Raw genomic sequence first — 18,308 nt, 5'->3', positions numbered from 1 at the left:
TCTTTGGGTATTTGCTTTATATAACGAATGCTTTACCGGTATTTTTCAGGGTGTGGTCATCGCTCATATAATTGGGCTTGCTTCCGTTTCGCATGATGGCGTCGACCCCTTCTGGATCATAGGGCTCGGGAACGACCTCCGGCGCCTGATCGGGCCCCGTCTCTCCGCACAGCTCGATGTGCCGCTCAAGCTTGGTGATGGAAAAGGCGACCAGTTCTTTCAAGAACCCGAAGGCATGCCGCATCTGATGGAATCCGTATTTTTTCATCAGGGCGTAACCGTTGATTGCGTCCTGTTCGGCGCGCAGTCCCGGCGATTCTTCGTTGGTGGTGCAGGCGCTGTGAATAGAGGGCAGATCAAGCCGCTTGCAAATGGCGCTCATCAAAAGATTGGTCACGTTGTGGGAGATCAATCCCAGATCGACCGCGTAGTTTTTCTGCAGGTTGGCGATGGACGGAAGTCCCGAGTGCACACAGGTGAGCCCCGGGTTGACCAGTTGCGTAAGCGTTATTCCGAACAGCGCCTCGGCATGGGTGAGGGTCAACAGCCCGGACATGGAATAAGGCGCGGAGAGGCCGGCCATGGGCATGCTGGAAATATAGATGGGCAAACCTTTGCGCACACAGGACAAAAACGGCATTTCCATTTCGGGCATAACATTCAATGGGCTGTTGATCAGGGAGAATTGCACGGTGAGATTACCCCGCGCGGCATAAATCTCCTCGGCCCTGGCGATGCCGGCCCCGGTGACGGCCGCCACGTACAGGGGCTTGTTGCAATACTCGACGAGAACGTCCATGACCTTGACTTCCTGATTGGGGATCAGCACCCCACGGGCCATGAAGTTGACCACCTCCGCCTGGTCGACGATGGTTGCAATGCGGGCCAGATGGTCAAGGGTAGGGGCGACCAACTCGCCGCTTCGATCATCATAAACAAAAGGGGCTGTTCCGCCCACGCCGAAGGAATTATCGGGGATCCAGTACTGGTCGCGCTTGGGGACCGTGGTCAGGGCCTGTTCGACCAGCGGTGCCAGCACATGCAGATGGCCGGTGCCGTCATCAAAGGCCGCCTGGCCGGTTTGCTCGAAAATTTGCCTGATTTCAGGTGCATTGCATCTGACCCCGACCTCTTCCAGGACGCGCAGGGCGTCCTGATGTATTTGATCCAGCAGTTTCGGATCGATTAAACTGTCATTTTGCATGGAAGCTCGCTTATTATTTTTCTTCTTGTATGGATTTAAAAGGGCTTCTTACTCTGCGCGGCAACCTGCAATCATTGGATCGATGCTTTCCCATCGCTCGGCGGACCAGATGCTTTGGGCAAGATTGCCGGCCCGTTTCCGGCCGATTACCGGTTCCGTCAGCCAGCGGAATTTGTTTTCCAGGTCGGCATCGGTAGGCAGTGTGTCAGGCGGCTCCCAAGGGGCTTCCATGCGCCCGGAGCAAAAGGATTGGCCGGTCGTTGTTTCGACAATGACTTCGGCAGGTGCCTTGGCCGGGAATTCGGCCTCGAATTCAGGTGCGATTTCGGTAGACACTTTGTCCAGCAGAGATAGCAGGTGAGGATCGTAAAGGCGTGGGGGCAAGACTTGAGTCGGTCCCACTTCGCCGTCAAGGAGCGCTGCGGCAACGGGAAACGCCAGGCTGTATTGGGCCTGTTCGGTATTTTCAGGATGGCCGTCGGGAAGGCGCGTGGCCGCCTCGAAGGTGCGCACCCGAATGCGGCGGATACGCTCCGGCGTCAATCGCTGCTCCCGGAAAATTTTCGTCGCGCCCAGCACCGCCGGCTGGCCCCAACGGCAGGCAGCATGGGGCTTGAAATAAAGAGAGTGCATTTCCCAACACTGCCCCAAACTTTTCACCCAGGTTTCGTCGGAAGCGTCGCCAAACAGCGGGCGGATACCGGTGAACCCGTCACGGGCCATCAGGGCCGACAAAACAGCCACCATGCAGCCCCAGCCAATACTGTCCTTGCCCATGGAAGGGGTATCGATGCCCTTCATCATGGGGGCGATGGGGGCATGGTACTCGGCGGCCCCCATGGCGTGAACCATTTTTTCCGGGGAAAGCCCTATCAGTCTTCCAGCCCCGGCAGCCCCGGCAATAGCCCCCCAGCTTCCCGAGGAGTGGTAGGTATTGTAGGTGGCGTGACGGATCACACCGGCACGGATACCCAGTTCGTAAGCCACCACCAGGGCGGTGAGAAATTCACGGCCGGAACAATTGCCAGCCACTTCGGCGGCGGCCAAGAGCGGTGGCAGGGCACATGCCCCAGGATGCCCCTTGACGTTGCGGTAGCCGTCGTCGATATCCAGGGCATTGCCGAAAAAGCCGTTGGTCAGGGCCGCTCCGGCTGCGGACACGCGCTCGCCGGAAACCATGATGGTCGCCTGGTCGCCGCCGAATTGCTCCAAAGCGGTTTTGCGAACAATACCGGCCACGGGTGTTTGCGACCCGGCAATCAGGGCGCCGAGGGTATCCAGAAGGCAGCGCTTGGCTTGGTGCTGAACCGCTTCGGGCAGATCTTCCCAACGTGTATCTAAAGTAAAATTAATGGCATGCAAAATTGAGCCATGCATGGCTTGCCGATCCAAAAAAGGGTGGTACCGTTGGTGAAGCGGTAGCACTACTTTGAAAGGGTCCGGTGCAATGGCTGAAAAAACCGCTGCACCGAAACGTTGATTTTACAATAGTCCCTTGGCCTTGAGAAACGCCTTGGCCACCTCGGTCACCGATTTTTTATCGACATCCACCTGGGCGTTTAACGCGGACATGGTCGCATCGTCGAACAGGGCGGACAATTTGTTCAACTGGCCAGCCAGATCCGGGTTGGCATCCAGGGTTTCCTTGCGCACGGTGGGGGTAATCGCATAGGCCGGGAAGTAGTTCTTAGTATCCTTGAGCACGGTGAAGTTAAACGCCGGAATACGGCCGTCGGTTGCGAAAACCAGTCCCACATCCACGTCGCCGTCTTTCAGGGCCTTGTACACCAACCCGGTATCCATGCGTTTGACGTCGGAGCGGAGAAACTCAAAACCATAGGCTTTTTGCAGCGGTTTGAGCCCATCCTCGCGTTTGTAGAATTCGATGTTGCAACCCAGGATCAACTTCTCGCCGCTGTTGAGCTTGGCGGCCAGATCTTCCAGGGTTTTAATCCCCTTGGCATTGGCATCGGCCTGGCGCACCGCCAGGGCATAGGTGTTGTTGGCCGCCGAGGCGTTCAGCCAGATAATGTTGCTTTTGGCATCCTTGGCTTTCACCGCTTCGTAGATTTCTTGTGCCGGCTGGTTGGCGAACGAGTTCTTATGGAAGGTCAGAAAGGCCGTTCCCGTATATTCCCAGTAGAGGTCGACCTGCTTGTTTTCGAGTGCTTTGCGAACCAGCGAGGTGCCCATGCCGGTCTTGAGCTCCACCGAATATCCCTTTGCGGTCAGGTACTGGCCGGTGATTTCGGCCAACAGCAATTGCTCGGTAAACCCCTTGCCGCCAACGACAAGGGAGGCTGCCGATACCGTCTGCACCATTAACAGGGCAATGATCGCAACGGTGGCCAGGCCTATTCGAGTCAATATGGTCTTCATGGTCATCTTCTCCTCCGTGTGAAAGTTATTCTTCCGCGAACCGTTGCGGGTTCACGCCTTTGGGCAGCAGCCAATACTGCATCTTGGACAAAACAAAATCCATTAATATGGCTAGCGCGGCAACCGACAGAGAACCGATAAGAAGCGAGTTGAACTCGTTGAGCTGGATGCCGGTGAATATGAACTCTCCGAGGCTGTCGGCGGCGATCAGGGTGATCAGGGGGCTGGTCCCCACATTGAGGGCGAAGCCGGTGCGGATCCCCGCCGAAATGACGTAAAGTGCATTGGGGATCTGAATTTTCCAGAGCACCTGGCGCTCTGTCATGCCCTGCCCCTGCGCGGCCTCGATCATGTGGTCCGGAACTTCGGTGATCCCCTGATAGGTATTTCTGACCACCGGCAAAATGGTGACGGTGATCAGACCGAAAAAGGCCGATTTGAAGCCCAGTCCGGTAATGGTCATGATGATCGCCAAAATGGCCAGGGTGGGCACGGCGGAAAGGATATTGAACCCCTGGGCGAAGGGCTCTGCGAAACGCTTGAACCAGGGCCTTGTCATCAGGATGCCGGCGGCGATCCCGAGCAGCGAGGCGGTGGTGCCCGAGCAGACGACAATCAAAATATTTTGCCTGAAAAGATAGAGCCAATCATCAAAAGAGTATTTGAATTCCTCGATCAATCCGGCCGATTCGGAGAAGACACCGCAAAGGTACACCAAGGCCAGCAAAAGATAGATGAAGAAGGTCTTGCTTCTTCTTATGAGTTCAATAAGATTGCTCATTTCTCGCCCTAACTGATCTTGTCGCCACGCTTTCTGGGAACCCCTCCCAGCAAGCTGGCGATGGTGTGTTGCGTGATATAACCTTTGTAGCACCCATCGTCGTCCACCACCGGCAACCAGTCACTGGCGTGGGAGTACATCTGGGAAACGGCGTCGTGCAGGTTGTCCCCTTCATGGATGGTGCCAGGAATGGGGTCGATGTACTCATCGACAACACCGCCGCTGCTGTCCCCCTGGATTTCCTCCTTGGTGATATACCCCCTTGCACGCCCCCGGGGGCCAACCACCACGGCGATGTGGGCGCCGTGACTGCGCATCTTTTCCGCCACCGTCTCCAGGGAATCCTCGGGATCGACAGCCATGTGAAAGGGCATGATCGCATCGGCCACACCGATCAGTTTCAGCCGCTTGAGAGCGCGATCGGTACCGACGAAATCCTTGACGAATTGGTTGGCCGGGTTGGCCAGAATCTCATCGGGCGTGTCGAACTGTTCAAGAACTCCTTCACGGAAAATGGCGACCTTGTCTCCCATCTTGATGGCTTCGTCGATGTCATGGCTGACGAACAGGACGGTCTTGCCAAGTTCGGCGTTCAATTTTAAAAACTCGTCCTGAATGACTTCCCGGTTGATGGGATCGATGGCCCCGAAGGGCTCATCCATCAGCATCACCGGTGGGTCGGCGGCCAGGGCCCGGATCACGCCGATGCGCTGCTGTTGACCGCCGGAAAGCTCCCGCGGATAGCGCTTGAGGAAAATATTCGGATCGAGGTTGACCATTTCCATCAACTCGCGGGCCTTTTGGCGACTGGCCTTGCGATCCATTTTTAATAGATCCGGCACCACGCAGATGTTTCCCTCGATGGTCATGTTGGGAAACAGGCCGATTTGCTGGATGACATAACCGATCTCACGGCGCAGGGTGATGGGGTCCAGTTCATCCGTATCCTGTCCATCGATATAGATTTTGCCGGACGTCTTGGGAATCAGCTTATTGATCATCTTCAAGGCCGTGGTTTTTCCGCACCCCGACGGCCCAAGAAAGATACAGATTTCCCCCTTGCCAACATGCATGGAGACATTGTTGGCGGCAATGACCGGTTCCTTGCCCGGCACTTCAAAATGTTTGGTCAGATTTTCCAGTCTGATCATGGCAACGCTCCGCTAAGCCCCTTGGGCGTCAACAATTTTTGGATAAACAAAAATAGATAATCCGCGATGACCGCCAACAGGGAAACGGCCACCGCGCCGACGATTAGCTTGACGCTGTTGGTGCCGGTTATACCTTCATTGATAATGGTGCCCAATCCCCCCGCGCCGATATAGACCGCAATGGTGGCCACAGCGATATTCATGACCACCGCCATCCTCACCCCGGCCATGATAACGGGAACGGCCAGCGGAATCTCGACCCGGGCCAGGCGCTGCCAGTCGCTCATGCCCATGCCCTTGGCCGCTTCGCGCAGGGCGGGGTCGATATTGTTGATGGCTGTGTAGGTGTTGCGGATGATTGGCAACTGCGAGTAAAGGAAAATGGCGATGGCCGCCGGCCAGAAACCGATCCCCCGGTCAACCAGCGACAACAAAGGGATCATCAGGCCGAACATGGCCACCGAGGGGATGGTGATGATCACCGAGGCGACATACAGGACGGCGTCCGCGAGTTGCTTGTCCTTGGTAATCAGGATGCCGATGGGCACGCCGCTCAAAATTGCCGCGCCCACGGAAACGCTTACCAGGTACAGGTGCTCGATGGTTAACCTGGCAATGGTGGGGTAGTTGGTGGTCACATATTGGAGAATCTCTTCCATTGATCACCTTCTTCTTGATACTTTGCTTTTTGTATCAGCCATTACAGACACAGCACTATTAAATATGGTGGAATGTATTTTTTCTTGCATATGAAACGTTTTTAGTCAATCATTAGTTTGGCATTGATTTGTTTTTTTCAACGTAGGAACACATGATGGCGGCTGTGTTTCACGGCGTCTATCTTTTTATGATTAAATTACAGCAGGATAACAATAATGAAGCATACTTAATAAATAGTTTGGCGTTTCTATTTGATACATCACCCGCAATCCAACCCATTAAATGAAACAACCATCCAATACTATGAAAGATAAAATATCTTTTTGAAATATTTTGATTCTATATTATGAGACAAAGAACAATAGAAGTACATCCGTTTATCGCACGTATTAGCGCCGCACGAGACAATCTGACCCCCAAAGGACGCATTTTGGGCAAATACATCATTGCCCATCCCCGCAAGGCCGTATTCATGACCACCAAGGAACTGGCCGAGGCCTGCGATGTCAGCGAAGCCACCGTTGTGCGCTTCGTGGCCGGCATCGGCTATGATGGCTACAGTGACTTTCAGCAAGTACTGCGGGATTTCGTGGATACAGAAATGACGCTGCTCGACAGGCTGGACCTGGCGGATTTCAAGGCCCCGGGGGCAGTACGCTTTCGCCGCACAGTCTCTGAGGAGATTGACAATCTGCAGGCGCTTTACAATTCCCTTGACATCGATGCCATGTCCGCCGTGGTGGAGGTTTTGGACCGCAAAGTGCCGCTGCACGTGATCGGATCACGGCTTTCCTACACCATGGCCTATTATCTGGGTTGGTCAATGACCAAAGTACGCGGCGATATCCGCATCATGTCCGGCAGCGACCGCGCCACCATCGACTGGCTGACCATCGCTCCGGCCGACAGCGTCAGCGTGATCGTCGCCATGTCACGCTATCCCAACGAATTGATCCGCCTGGGCAAACTGACCAAGCGGCTGGGACATACGCTGGTGGTGATCACCGACAATAAAAACTGCCCGGTGCTGCAGTTCGCCGATCATCATCTTGTGGCGGTTTCCAAGCACATCCCCTACCTGGGCAGTCCGACCTCCATGTCATGTCTGATCAATTACCTGGTCCACGAGCTGGCCAGCCGCCAGGGCGACAGCCTGAAAGAACACCAAGCCAAACTGGAGCAGTCCTATTGGGAAAACGATGTGCTTTTCAACATGAAGTGTTAGCGGACAGGGTACCGAAGTAAGGGGTTCCTTTTATCCCTCGGTCTCGACCTCCATGCTTTTCATCACCTCTGCCTGCACGCTGTCCCAAATTGTGCGTTTAAGTTCCATATAGCGGCTGGAGAGTTGAACGTCGGCATTGCGTGGATGGGGCAGGTCGTTGACGATCTCCTGGGCGATCCTGCCGGGCCTTGCCGTCATGACCACGATTCGTGAAGAGAGCAGCAGGGCTTCGTCGATGGAGTGGGTAATAAAGACGATCGTCTTGCGGTGTTTTTCGTAAATCCGGACCAACTGCTCCTGGAGGACCTGGCGTGTCATGGCATCCAGGGCGGCGAAGGGCTCGTCAAGCAGCATCACCTTGGGGTTGTTTGCCAGACTTCGGGCGATGGAGACCCGCTGCTTCATGCCCCCGGACAAATGGTGGGGATAGCTTTTCTCAAACCCCTTGAGGCCCACGATATCGATGAAGCGGGCCGCCCGCGCCTGTCGGTCGGCAAGGGGCATGCGTTTCATCTTCATGCCGAACTCCACATTTTCCTGAACCGTCTTCCAGGGAAAAAGGGCATACTGCTGGAAAATCATGCCACACTCCGGCGTGATTCCGGTTACCGCCTCTCCGTCCAGGAAAATGCTTCCACGGGACGGGGTGTCGAAACCGGCCACCAGATTCAACAGTGTGGTCTTGCCGCATCCCGATGCGCCGACGACCACTAGGAATTCGCCATCCTCGACATCCATGGAGAGATCCTTGAGGGCGGTGACGGTCCCCCGTTTTCCGGGAAAGGTCTTGGTCACTCCTTGGAGGGAAATTTTATTGCCATTGGTTACCGTGTCCATGGGAGCAGCCTCCTCTCGAATTTCCTGAATACCACATCGATAATCATGACCGTGATGCTGATCATGACCATGCCCAAAAGAACGGTATCCGTCTGAAAATACTCCTTCCCGTTCATGATCATGAATCCGAGTCCTTCCCTGGCGGCAACCAGCTCCGCCGAAATGATGCAGGTCCAGGCAATCCCGAGCATGACCTTCAAGCCGGCAATGATCTGGGGCAGCGACCCCGGCAAGATGACTTCGCGCATGACATCCAGCTTGGAAGCGCCCAGATTCCTGGCGGCACGGATCAAAAGGGGGTCTATGCCCTTGGTGGCCTCGATGATGTACAGCAGCGACGGCGCAAAGGACCCCATGAAAACGATGGAGTATTTCTGGGTTTCCGTGATGCCCAGCCACAGAAGGGACAAGGGGATCCAGCTCATGGAAGGCAACGGACGCAGCAGGGAAATCAAAGGGTCGAACACCGCCATAAAAAATCGGGACGATCCCAGAAAAATTCCGAACGGGATCGCCACCACGCTGGACACGACGAATCCCACCATCACGCGCCGGGTGGACGCCAGGGTGTGCACGAAAAGCTGGCCGTTGTCGATCAGCTTCATGGCCCGGTATAGAATTTTGGATGGCGGCGGCATGAACAGCGGCTCGATGAATCCCAGACGGCAGACAAGCTCCCAGGCGCCAATGAATATCAATAGCGAAACGATGCTGATGGTCAACGATTTCGCGGTACTGTCAACTTTCATGAATTCCCTCCGGCAGATAAGGGGAGGGCCGCCAATGGCCCTCCCGAGGGGTACAGGAATGATGAGAAGTGAACTACAAAGCGCTTTTACGGAACCATGCTCCCGGCAATCCACCGCTTAACATCGGGCGCGCTGTCGATCTGCTTGTGCCTGACCAGAAACTCCGCCAGTCGCTGCATACCGGTTACGAAACCGCCGGGCTGAACCATAAGGTTCTTTTGTTCACTGCCTTTGATCCAGGCGATGTCCTTGAGCACGGTCATCTGATCCTCCATGCTCAGGTTGGTGAGTTTCACCAGCACCTTAGCGCATTCCTCGGGCTGATTGATCAACATGTCCACGGCTTCGAAGTAACCTTTGACAAACGCCTGGCAGGTATTGGGATACTTTTCGGCGAATTCCTTGCGAACCACCAGCAGGTCCGGTCCGGGACCGAGTTTATATTTCTTGTACAGGCTGAATTCGGTGTCGTTGACCAGCATGTGGTTGCCCGGCATGTTGAGGAGTTTGTTGAAATGCGGAGTCCAGGCGGCGCAGGCGTCAATCTCCCCGGAGCCCATGGCAGCAGGCATTTCGTTGACCTTCAGGTTGACCAGGTCGAGATCCTTATCCGGATCGATCCCGTTTTGCTCCAGGATATCCAGCACAAGCACATGAGAGCTGGAAGCAAAGGGCGCCGCGATGCGTTTCCCTTTGAGATCCTGGATGTTTTTAGTGTTCTCTTTGGCAATAATTCCTTCCACCGTGGCATAGGAATCCTGGGTGCCGAAGGCCATGAAGCCCTTGCTGCCGGAGGCCATCAGGGCGATCGCGGAAATACTGCCCGTGGAGGCCACATCCAGATCCCCGGCGACCAAGGATCCCATGCGACCGGATGAGGCATAGAAATTCTGGAAAAGCACCCCCAGGCCGTATTTTTTAAAAAGCCCCTTCTCGATACCGACCCAGGCCGGGTAATGCCCCAGCCAGGACGATCCGCCATAAATGACGGTCACCTTTTCGGGTTTGCCATCGGCATGCGCCGAAACGACGCTGATGGCCAGTATCAGAGCGGCAACCAGGACCAACGATTTTTTCAAAAGAACGCTCATTTTCATCTTCTCCTCCGTTATCAATGGGTTGTAGGGATTATCTCCGTATGAAATAAGACCACAGAGCATGTATCTGCCCTCGGGGGACATGGTAGCCTTCAAACCAGACCGATAGAATTAAAAATCAACATCTGTGCCATCGGTTAAATCAACTGTATAAACAATTGGTTTTTGTTTTTTCTGGCTGGTAGGCCATTCGTGAGGGCGCTTTCAGGTGTGCGGCCGAGCGCACAAACAGAAACCCAGTGCGGGAAATGGCACAGGTTTGACGGTTCCTTGACATCAGGCCGGCCTGCTGGTTTTCGATAGAGGACGATTCAAGTTCGGGATGGTTTGACAATGGTCTGCTGAAAACAGATAGTATACAGAATATGCTGGCCGACCCAAATGCGGTTGCCCGGTACAAGTCTGCCATTTGCATGGTTGTTTGGAATGAACTGCGCTGACAAAAAGAAAACACGCTTACCCATCGGGTTGTACAACCTGTTCGTGACACTCCTTTTGGTGATGTCGGCACCGGCCATTGCCCAGGAGCATTTGCGGATCGGCGTTCCAATGGGATTTCCCCCGTTTTCCTATCAGGATGAAGGCCATAGCGAAGTCCGCGGATACAGTGTGGACGTCCTGAATATATTGAGTGCCGAGCTATTGACCGAACCGCGCTATTTGGTGGGTACAACTGAGGACCTCTTGCGGGCCTTGAAAAACGGCGATCTGGACCTTGTCGTGGGGATTGCCTTGGATGAGAACCAACGTCAGGACTTCAGCACCCTGGAAATCCTCATCTATGTGAAACGCTACCTGTTTGTGCATCACGCTGCTGAAACCACAAATCACCCATCTCAAAAAGCCATAAAACGGGTCGTTGTCAGGGATCAACCCTACCTGGCACGGATCATTGGAAAAAACAAAAGCGATTTCATTCAGGCGCGATCCGTCAAGGAGGCGCTGACGATCGTCAATTCCGGGCAGGCGCAGGAATTTATCGATTACTCGGATCAAATGGCAACCTATCTGATCGGCAAATATGGGCTGCAAAACGTTCGCCAGGCAGGGGTAAGCATGGGGCGTTTTCCATTTACCATGATTATCGCCAGAAACAATCAGCCTTTGACTTCCGGATTGAGCAAGGCATTGGGTGAGGCGATCAAAAGTGGACAGCTGGACCGGGTCCGTGAAAAATGGCTGGGAAAAAACTATGCCTCCTATTTGTGGCAGCGTTTCGCGCCCCTGGTCGTCCTTGCCACGACCGGCATGGCCGCGCTCGGCCTGCTCCTTTTTTTCTGGCACGTCTCCCTGAAGAGAAAAGTCAACCAAATCACCGGCCGGCTCAAGGTATCCGAGGAGCGTTACCGGCAGCTCATCGAATCCTCGCCGGACATTGTGTTCCTGATTAACAAAACGGGGGATATCCGATTGGCCAACCAAAGTGCCAAGGACAAATTACAGGTTCCCGAGGATCAACTGCTTGACAGCAGCCTGCGTACGCTGGTCTTAGCCCGGGATCAGGAGAAGTTTGCCGTTTTTTTAAAGGAGCTTTTTTCCCAAAAGATCGCATTACTTGAAACCAAATTGACCAATTTCGGCGGCCACCTGATCCACGTCGAGTTTGTCGCTGCCAAGCTGCACCGCAGCATCGAAGAGGAACTGCTGGCCTGCTGCTTTGCTCGGGACCTGACCAAACGCGACTTGATGGAGCGGGAGCTGATCGCTTCCGAACGCTTGGCCACCATCGGAAAGATCGCGGCCGGTGTGGCCCACGAAATCAACAACCCCATCGGCATCATCCTGGCCCATGCGGAAGATTTGATCAGCGGAGAACTGGACAACACGGAAACCCAAGACAGCCTTAAAGTCATTCGTCGCAATGCACTGCGGGCCGGAAACATCACGCAGGCCTTGCTGGACCAAGCCTCTGCGAAGGTATCCAACCAGGTCGATCTGGATATAGCCGCCTTGCTGGAGGATTGCCTGTACTTTTTAAAACCCCGGCTTAAAAAAATTTCCGTAATCCGCCACTTGAAAACCGAACGCTATTGGCTCCGAGGCGATGTAAACCAATTACAGCAGGTTTTCATCAACCTTTTTCTCAACGCCATCGAAAGCATGTCCGGTGCCGGTATCATCAGGGTGAGTGTGGATCGCATCGACAAAGGTGGCAGGGACTGGCACCGAGCCCGGATCGAAGACAGCGGCAAAGGGATCCCCGCGCACCAACACCAGCGAATCTTCGATCCTTTTTACACGCAAGGCAAATTCCAGGGCGTGGGGTTGGGCCTTTTCGTTGCCAGCCGAATCGTTAAAAACCATGGCGGAAGAATTTTTCCTGAAAACAGCGAGCTGGGAGGCATCTCCATAAATGTCGACCTTCCCGCCAAAACGGAGAAAAAAAATGGAACCCCGTCTGCTGATTGTTGAAGACGAGCCGGATATGCTTCTCTTTCTGAAGCGGTTTTTCCGGCGCAAAGGATATGCGGTTACCGCCGTACCCAGTGCCGAGGAGGCCTGGAATAGGCTGGCCGAAACCGAACACGACCTGGTGATTTCCGATCTGGTGTTGGAGGGGATGAGCGGAATCGACTTGTTGAAAGAAATCCGCGCCATTGACCGGATTCTACCGTTCATCATCATCACCGGCGCAGGGACCATCGAAAGCGCTGTGGAGGCCATCAAGATCGGAGCGTTTCACTATGTCACCAAGCCTTTCAAGCGCGAGGAGCTGGAATTCACGGTCAAACGCGCGGTAGAGTTCGGCGCGATGCATCGTCGGCTTTCCAAGCTTGATGAAGAAGAAAAAGATGCGGGCAACAACAATTTGCTCATCATCGGTGAAAGCCAGCAAATGAAAAAAATTATCTCCATTATCGAGAAAGTCTCCGCGTCCGACACCTCGGTGCTCATTCAAGGGGAAACCGGAACCGGGAAAACCATGCTGGCCAGGCATATCCATTCTCTCAGCAACCGAAGCGAAGGCCCTTTCGTTACCATCGATTGCGGCGCGCTTCCGGAAAACCTTTTGGAAAGCGAACTGTTCGGCCATGTGAAAGGGGCTTTTACCGGCGCGGTGCGGGCCAAACGGGGGCTGCTGGAGGAGGCTCACGGTGGTACGGTTTTCCTGGACGAAATCGGTGAATTGCCGCCCCAGACACAGGTAAAGCTTTTGCGGACCATACAGGAGTTGGAAATTCGTCCGGTAGGGGGGAACCACCCGATCAAGATCGACGTCCGCGTTATCTCGGCAACCAACCGGAACCTGAAAAAGGAAGTTGATTCAGGAGGCTTTCGGGAAGATCTTTACTACCGCCTGTCTCTGATCCCCTTGCATCTTCCGGCGTTAAGAGAACGCCGGGAGGATCTGCTTCAATTCGTGGGACAGTTTGTGCGGGAATTCAACCAGCGTCACAACAAAAAGATAACCAAACTGAGCCACACCGTCATGAGAAAAATCATGGAGCTTCCCTGGAAGGGAAACATTCGAGAACTGAAAAACGTTATCGAACGGGCCGTCCTGCTATCCGATGGGTATATCATCGATGCCGAGTGTTTTGGGGCAGGGGGCATGGACAAAGACAATCCCGGGAAGGATTCTAATTGCGATCCTGTGCTGCTTAAAAAAGCGGTGGAAGAGGCCGAGAAGAACGCTATCCGACGGGCATTGCGAATAGCCAAAGGCAATCGTTCCAAAGCAGCCGTATTCTTGGGAATCGGACGGAGAACGCTTTACGACAAACTGGCCTATTATCAGATTGAAGACTGATGTCGTTCAAAATGGCCATATAGCGGTTAAGTAAAAAATAGGACAAGATCAACCTGTCTCCGGACCTACCGGTCCTTCTCACTAACAGGTATGTTGATGACGATTCGGTTACCCGGCACCGAACGGGATTCGATCGTCAGGTGGCCACCGAGCAGACGGGCGCGTGCCTGCATTCGCCTCAACCCCAGGCCGTCTGATGGCATGACCTCTATTGCGTCGTCATCGAAGGCAGCATCCTCCCGTTCATTTTCCATTTGTAGAAGAATCCGCTCATCATCGGCATTCAAGCGCGCCGGGAAGTCCCGTACTGGACGAGGTGATCAAGCCCTTCCTGAACGATCCGGTACAGATTGATTTCCGTGTCCATATCGAATCGGCGATCGGTAAAACCAACACAATCAACGTCCACCGGTAGTGCATACCGGGTCGAGAAATCCTGGCAGTAAACGGCCACTGACCGTTCGATGCCAAAAATATCCAGCAGCTGAGGATGCAGTTGGTAGGTCATGGCCCGGATATCGTGTAAAACGGATTCCAATCCCTCGGAGAAGGAAGCGGCCTTTTTTCGCTTTTCTTCGGGGAGACGCCGCTGATGATCAAAGATGTCTGAGGTGAGGAGTTTTAGGGCGGCCAAGTTCTGAGCGATCTTCTCATGCAGTTCGTAAGCGATTTTTTGTCTTTCGCGTTCCTGGGCGCGCATCAATTCCTGGTTGAGGAACCGGATTTGGTTTTCCATTTCCAGGCGTTTTTCCACCTCCTGCTGCAGCCGCTGGTTTTTGGTTTTCAGCGCCATCTGAGTGTGCCGCAATTCGATCTGGGTCTGAATCCGCGCCAGCAATTCCGGAATTCGAATCGGTTTGGTGACATAATCCGCGGCTCCGGCCTTGAATGCGGTAACGATATTTTCAGTGTCGGTTAAAACGGTTAGGAAAATCACCGGAATGGTGCTGGTTTTTTCAGAGGCTTTGAGGCGTCGGCAGGTTTCGAGACCATCTACTCCAGTCATGACAATATCCAACAAGATCAGATCCGTGGCGGTTTGCTCCGCTCGGGTGATCGCCGTTTCCCCGGATGTGGCGATGATCGTTTCATAGCCTTGATCTTCGATGCAGGCCCGCAGCATATCGATGATCAGCAGGTCATCGTCAACAACCAGGATCGTTCCCGTTGAAGGTTTTGCATCCATGGTCATGTCCATCGGTCTATATAAGCGGCAATCGCCGCTTCATCATATGCGCGGATATGCTTGCGCATACCCACACAAAACGTTTCGTAATTACAATTTTTTCTTTCCAGATCGTCGATGATCCGTTCGATCCGGGAAAATCGTCCCATTGAAGCGTGCTGCCGGATGCTTTCCAGAAGGCCTGCCTGAGGTATCATTTCCGGTTCGCCCAATGGCTGGAATCCTAAATCCGTTCGTATGCCTTTTGATACCAGAAAGGAGTTGATGACGGCAACTGTTTGCTTAACGAGGCCCTCAAACTCGGCAAGTTTCCCGGTGGCGACCTCGGTCGGCTGCGTGGCAACCATCTGGCGCAATGCAGGCGCCATTACATACAAAGCCTCCGCCCCGATCTGTCCCGCCGCGCCTTTCATTTTGTGGGTCAGTCGCTCGGCCCCCTTGCGATCCTGCTTGGCCAGGCACCGGCCCATTGTTTCTGCAAAGTGGCTATAATCGAAAACAAATTGTTCGAGGATCTTGATATATATCCACTCTTTTCTCCCCAGGCGCGTCATGGCCCCGTCGACATCCAGCAGAACCGGAGCATCCGGTTGCAAGGGGGATTCTTGCTTGTCTTGAACCGTCATCACATTACCTCGCTGAAGGCAATTGTTTCACCCATCAGCACCTCCACCGGACACTGGCAGACGGCCGGCCCCAAGCGGGAGCCATCGTGCCGACAAAATGAAATGCTATTGCGAAACCAGGATGGGATCACAATACAATATATCATAGTACTGATTGATTGCGTGGCCAAGTCAAAAAGGGGGCGCCCATTAAAGAGCGGCCCGAAGACTCTGAATTTTCCATCGGAATCCGCCCTTGACGGACTCATTTATATAAACCTACAGGTCGAACGAGATGATCAGAAAACGATTTCGTGATCCAAACTTCCAATGTTCCCTTGCATTCTTCACCAGGTAGGCTATATAAAATCCATAGCTTGACCGACGGCATCAGGCGGCTCTGTTCAACACCATTTTATCCATCATCCCTTTCATCGTTCCATCAGTTTCTTTGGAATCCGGTCGCAAAAGATGAGTATGCAACCACGAGAAGGCTGTCCGATTTTTATGTCAAGCGGATGAAAGGGAAGACGACTGCGGTCGAATCGGGACTGGCTCTGTTGGACGTTCTAAATCTCATCGGGATTTCATGTGGGAGTACTATTACGATGTGGAGCATGGATTATATCAGTAACCGCCCTTGGACGGTCAGTATTGGCATCTCCAGTCCCATCCGACGGGGAGATTCAAAGGATTTTGATCGAACGGCTTGGAAATGATCTGGCACAATGGGGGAACGGGCGGCTATCGCTCCTATGAAATTTTCTTAAGCGTCATTCTACGGTTGGATTTTACAATATCCCTCAACACGCGACGCGCGGAGCGCGGCTTCTGGCTGCCTTGATGATGCGTTGATTCATATTTTCCGTTCTTACAACATGGCGATCAGCGGAAGATAAAGATGAAGTGGAAAGTTGAAGTATTTTATCCAGATTTGACATCTTTTGGGACGGTAACCCTTTTTCTTTTCTCCGCGCTTCTTCTTTATCGAGTTGTGCAAAAGCAAGAGGAAGACGATCAATGGATCCGCAAACGGCACTGACATAATCGGGTTGGTTCAGATTGTACACCAGCGCTGCCTCAGCTGGTAATAGTTCAAAATCATGTGTGAGGTTTTTCCGCCCGCTCCTGCGTCGTTCGCCGTGTTTTATTGTGCCGAAAAAGTTTTCTATAATTTCGTTTGTACGACTCACAAGTCGCATTCGAGAAGGGGCGTTCTCCGGTAACGTAATAATGTGGCCCCAAAGGTTTTCGCCATGAACATCGATATGTTTCAGGATGATATCAATGGCATCGCGCGTATCTTGGGCCGGGCCTCTTTTGGGACGAAGTTCTCTGAGCGATACCGTCCAATCGTCCAATCGTTTCCGCATCGCATCAATGTCTGCCACTGTTTCATTTTCGGGCAGTTTTTTCGCGGTCCGCAGTTGATCTCTCAGTTCATCGAATAGCTCAGCACGGCGTTGGAGCCGCTTGACGATGTGACGAAAAGGAACTTCACAAGCAACTTTGGTCAAAATCCGGCCAAGCCGTTTGAGTGCACCGGTTACTTTTCGATCATCGGATGGGATACGAAGAAACGCATCAATCGCTTTTGATCCGATCATGCAGCGGTTAAAAAAATCGAAATAGGGTCGGTCAAATGGAAAATCCAGCCCGGAGGCGTCGGCATGATAGTCGATCACCCATTGGCTTAGCGCACGGACAACCGCTATCCCATTTTTTCCCGGCGGCAATTGATATGTATGGTCTTCCATCTCTTGCCATGCAATAACCGTTTGCCGAGCATCATCGATCTGTAAACCAATCTTTCCGCCGAACTCGCGAATCAGGCGCTTAATGTCGGCTTGAACCTTGGTTCTGCGAAAAAGGTCGCGAAGGGCACAATGGTCAGAATTTAAAAGATCTTTGCCGATATCCGCCAGAAAGTGCTGATGGCAGGCCAAAACAGGGATCTCCAATCCCAATTCGGAAACCAAATCGTTCAGCGCCGGTGTGACCGCTCGCCCTAAATCTCGCATCCCCGCACAAGGCGGGCCGAATCTTTCAACGGTGTCGCGCAGACATGGCAAAATAAGTTCAGCTTTCTCAGTGGCTATCTTCCATGCGCCAAGCACCCATTTTCGCCAACCGGCCATCACAACAAAAAGCGTGCCTCGGCCGTTTTCTCCGCTTGCATCGATGTGCATCGGCCATCCACCGTCATTTTCCAATATTTTTCTTATGCGGTCGGCTTTTGCATAATGAAGCCGTAGAAAATATTGTGAAAACCGCATGGCCAAGTCACTGACTTCACCAGCTGAGATACGAATGCCATAGTCGTCATTGAGCGCTGCCATGATCTCTTCTCGCTGCCGATGTTCAAGCAACCGCTGGCGTCCGACAAAAACCATCAAATCATAGCCGGCATTGCAGTTTGGCATAATAGTTTGCGACACGGATAAAGATCTTTGGGTCACCAAGGTGCCGACGGGATGATGGCATCGGCCGGCACAAACATACACTGTTTCACATACTTCGAATACTCCATGTCGAAGGGTCCTGCCTTCATGGCGGTATGTTTTCTGAACTTTCATTGGGCCATGACAGATTTCACAGCGTCCACGCTCCTCTTTGGCCGAAACAACAACATCGGTCAGTCCGAAAGCCTGTTTACAACAACGGTCATTCAAACGACGCGCCT

General features: G+C 53.4%; 16 protein-coding genes. 3 read left to right on the top strand and 13 right to left on the bottom strand.

From position 1 onward, the window contains the following. Nucleotides 1-16: 16 nt before the first annotated feature. From GN112_RS23575 to GN112_RS23550, 6 genes are all read right to left on the bottom strand, one after another. The gene (locus GN112_RS23575; RefSeq protein ID WP_155312442.1) at nucleotides 17-1,204 is read right to left on the bottom strand and encodes a trimethylamine methyltransferase family protein; all 1,188 of its coding nucleotides are present in this window, start codon (nucleotides 1,202-1,204) and stop codon (nucleotides 17-19) included. Nucleotides 1,205-1,252: 48 nt separating this feature from the next. Then, nucleotides 1,253-2,581, bottom strand: coding sequence for an MmgE/PrpD family protein (locus GN112_RS23570; protein ID WP_155312441.1), 1,329 nt, complete (start codon nucleotides 2,579-2,581; stop codon nucleotides 1,253-1,255). Between the two features lie 105 nt (nucleotides 2,582-2,686). Next, nucleotides 2,687-3,583, bottom strand: coding sequence for a glycine betaine ABC transporter substrate-binding protein (locus tag GN112_RS23565; RefSeq protein WP_155312440.1), 897 nt, complete (start codon nucleotides 3,581-3,583; stop codon nucleotides 2,687-2,689). Nucleotides 3,584-3,608: 25 nt separating this feature from the next. Continuing rightward, nucleotides 3,609-4,364 carry an ABC transporter permease gene (locus GN112_RS23560; protein ID WP_155312439.1) on the bottom strand — a complete coding sequence of 252 codons (756 nt, stop codon included), beginning with the start codon at nucleotides 4,362-4,364 and terminating at the stop codon, nucleotides 3,609-3,611. 8 nt (nucleotides 4,365-4,372) lie between these two features. Next, complete coding sequence (locus GN112_RS23555; protein WP_155312438.1) at nucleotides 4,373-5,515, bottom strand: ABC transporter ATP-binding protein; 1,143 nt, start codon at nucleotides 5,513-5,515, stop codon at nucleotides 4,373-4,375. Continuing rightward, nucleotides 5,512-6,174: an ABC transporter permease gene (locus GN112_RS23550; RefSeq protein WP_155312437.1), complete on the bottom strand. Its 663-nt coding sequence runs from the start codon at nucleotides 6,172-6,174 to the stop codon at nucleotides 5,512-5,514. Before GN112_RS23550 ends, GN112_RS23555 begins: the two co-directional genes overlap by 4 nt. 347 nt (nucleotides 6,175-6,521) lie before the next feature. On the opposite strand from GN112_RS23550, the gene GN112_RS23545 reads away from it, so the two are divergent. After that, the gene (locus GN112_RS23545) at nucleotides 6,522-7,400 is read left to right on the top strand and encodes a MurR/RpiR family transcriptional regulator (protein ID WP_155312436.1); all 879 of its coding nucleotides are present in this window, start codon (nucleotides 6,522-6,524) and stop codon (nucleotides 7,398-7,400) included. 30 nt (nucleotides 7,401-7,430) lie between these two features. Here the strand turns inward: GN112_RS23545 and GN112_RS23540 are convergent, their stop codons facing one another. The 3 genes from GN112_RS23540 to GN112_RS23530 all read right to left on the bottom strand — a co-directional run bounded on the left by GN112_RS23540 (nucleotide 7,431) and on the right by GN112_RS23530 (nucleotide 10,083). After that, on the bottom strand, nucleotides 7,431-8,237 hold the full coding sequence (locus GN112_RS23540) for an ABC transporter ATP-binding protein (RefSeq protein ID WP_155312435.1): 807 nt from the start codon (nucleotides 8,235-8,237) through the stop codon (nucleotides 7,431-7,433). Beyond that, a complete protein-coding gene (locus GN112_RS23535) occupies nucleotides 8,225-8,986 on the bottom strand; it encodes an ABC transporter permease (protein ID WP_155312434.1) in 762 nt (253 codons plus the stop codon). The genes GN112_RS23540 and GN112_RS23535 overlap by 13 nt, the downstream gene beginning before the upstream one ends. Before the next feature lie 86 nt (nucleotides 8,987-9,072). After that, entirely contained in the window at nucleotides 9,073-10,083 is a 1,011-nt protein-coding gene (locus GN112_RS23530) for an ABC transporter substrate-binding protein (protein WP_231717112.1), read from the bottom strand. Nucleotides 10,084-10,509: 426 nt separating this feature from the next. Between GN112_RS23530 and GN112_RS23525 the strand changes: the two genes are divergently transcribed. Next, complete coding sequence (locus GN112_RS23525) at nucleotides 10,510-12,495, top strand: ATP-binding protein (RefSeq protein WP_162459084.1); 1,986 nt, start codon at nucleotides 10,510-10,512, stop codon at nucleotides 12,493-12,495. Beyond that, the gene (locus GN112_RS23520; RefSeq protein WP_155312432.1) at nucleotides 12,470-13,834 is read left to right on the top strand and encodes a sigma-54-dependent transcriptional regulator; all 1,365 of its coding nucleotides are present in this window, start codon (nucleotides 12,470-12,472) and stop codon (nucleotides 13,832-13,834) included. The genes GN112_RS23525 and GN112_RS23520 overlap by 26 nt, the downstream gene beginning before the upstream one ends. A 65-nt stretch (nucleotides 13,835-13,899) precedes the next feature. Here GN112_RS23520 and GN112_RS23515 read toward each other — a convergent pair whose 3' ends face one another. The 4 genes from GN112_RS23515 to GN112_RS23500 all read right to left on the bottom strand — a co-directional run bounded on the left by GN112_RS23515 (nucleotide 13,900) and on the right by GN112_RS23500 (nucleotide 18,297). Further along, complete coding sequence (locus GN112_RS23515; protein WP_155312431.1) at nucleotides 13,900-14,088, bottom strand: hypothetical protein; 189 nt, start codon at nucleotides 14,086-14,088, stop codon at nucleotides 13,900-13,902. Between the two features lie 29 nt (nucleotides 14,089-14,117). Further along, entirely contained in the window at nucleotides 14,118-15,020 is a 903-nt protein-coding gene (locus GN112_RS23510) for an ATP-binding response regulator (protein ID WP_162459083.1), read from the bottom strand. Nucleotides 15,021-15,022: 2 nt separating this feature from the next. Beyond that, nucleotides 15,023-15,646, bottom strand: a complete 624-nt coding sequence (locus tag GN112_RS23505) for an Hpt domain-containing protein (RefSeq protein ID WP_155312429.1) — start codon at nucleotides 15,644-15,646, stop codon at nucleotides 15,023-15,025. Nucleotides 15,647-16,428: 782 nt separating this feature from the next. Continuing rightward, complete coding sequence (locus GN112_RS23500) at nucleotides 16,429-18,297, bottom strand: hypothetical protein (protein WP_155312428.1); 1,869 nt, start codon at nucleotides 18,295-18,297, stop codon at nucleotides 16,429-16,431. Nucleotides 18,298-18,308 lie beyond the last annotated feature (11 nt).

Source organism: Desulfosarcina ovata subsp. ovata (assembly GCF_009689005.1).
GTDB lineage: Bacteria > Desulfobacterota > Desulfobacteria > Desulfobacterales > Desulfosarcinaceae > Desulfosarcina > Desulfosarcina ovata.
The sequence above is the reverse complement of the archived record's forward strand: the minus strand, read 5'-3'. Positions and strand labels throughout refer to the sequence as shown.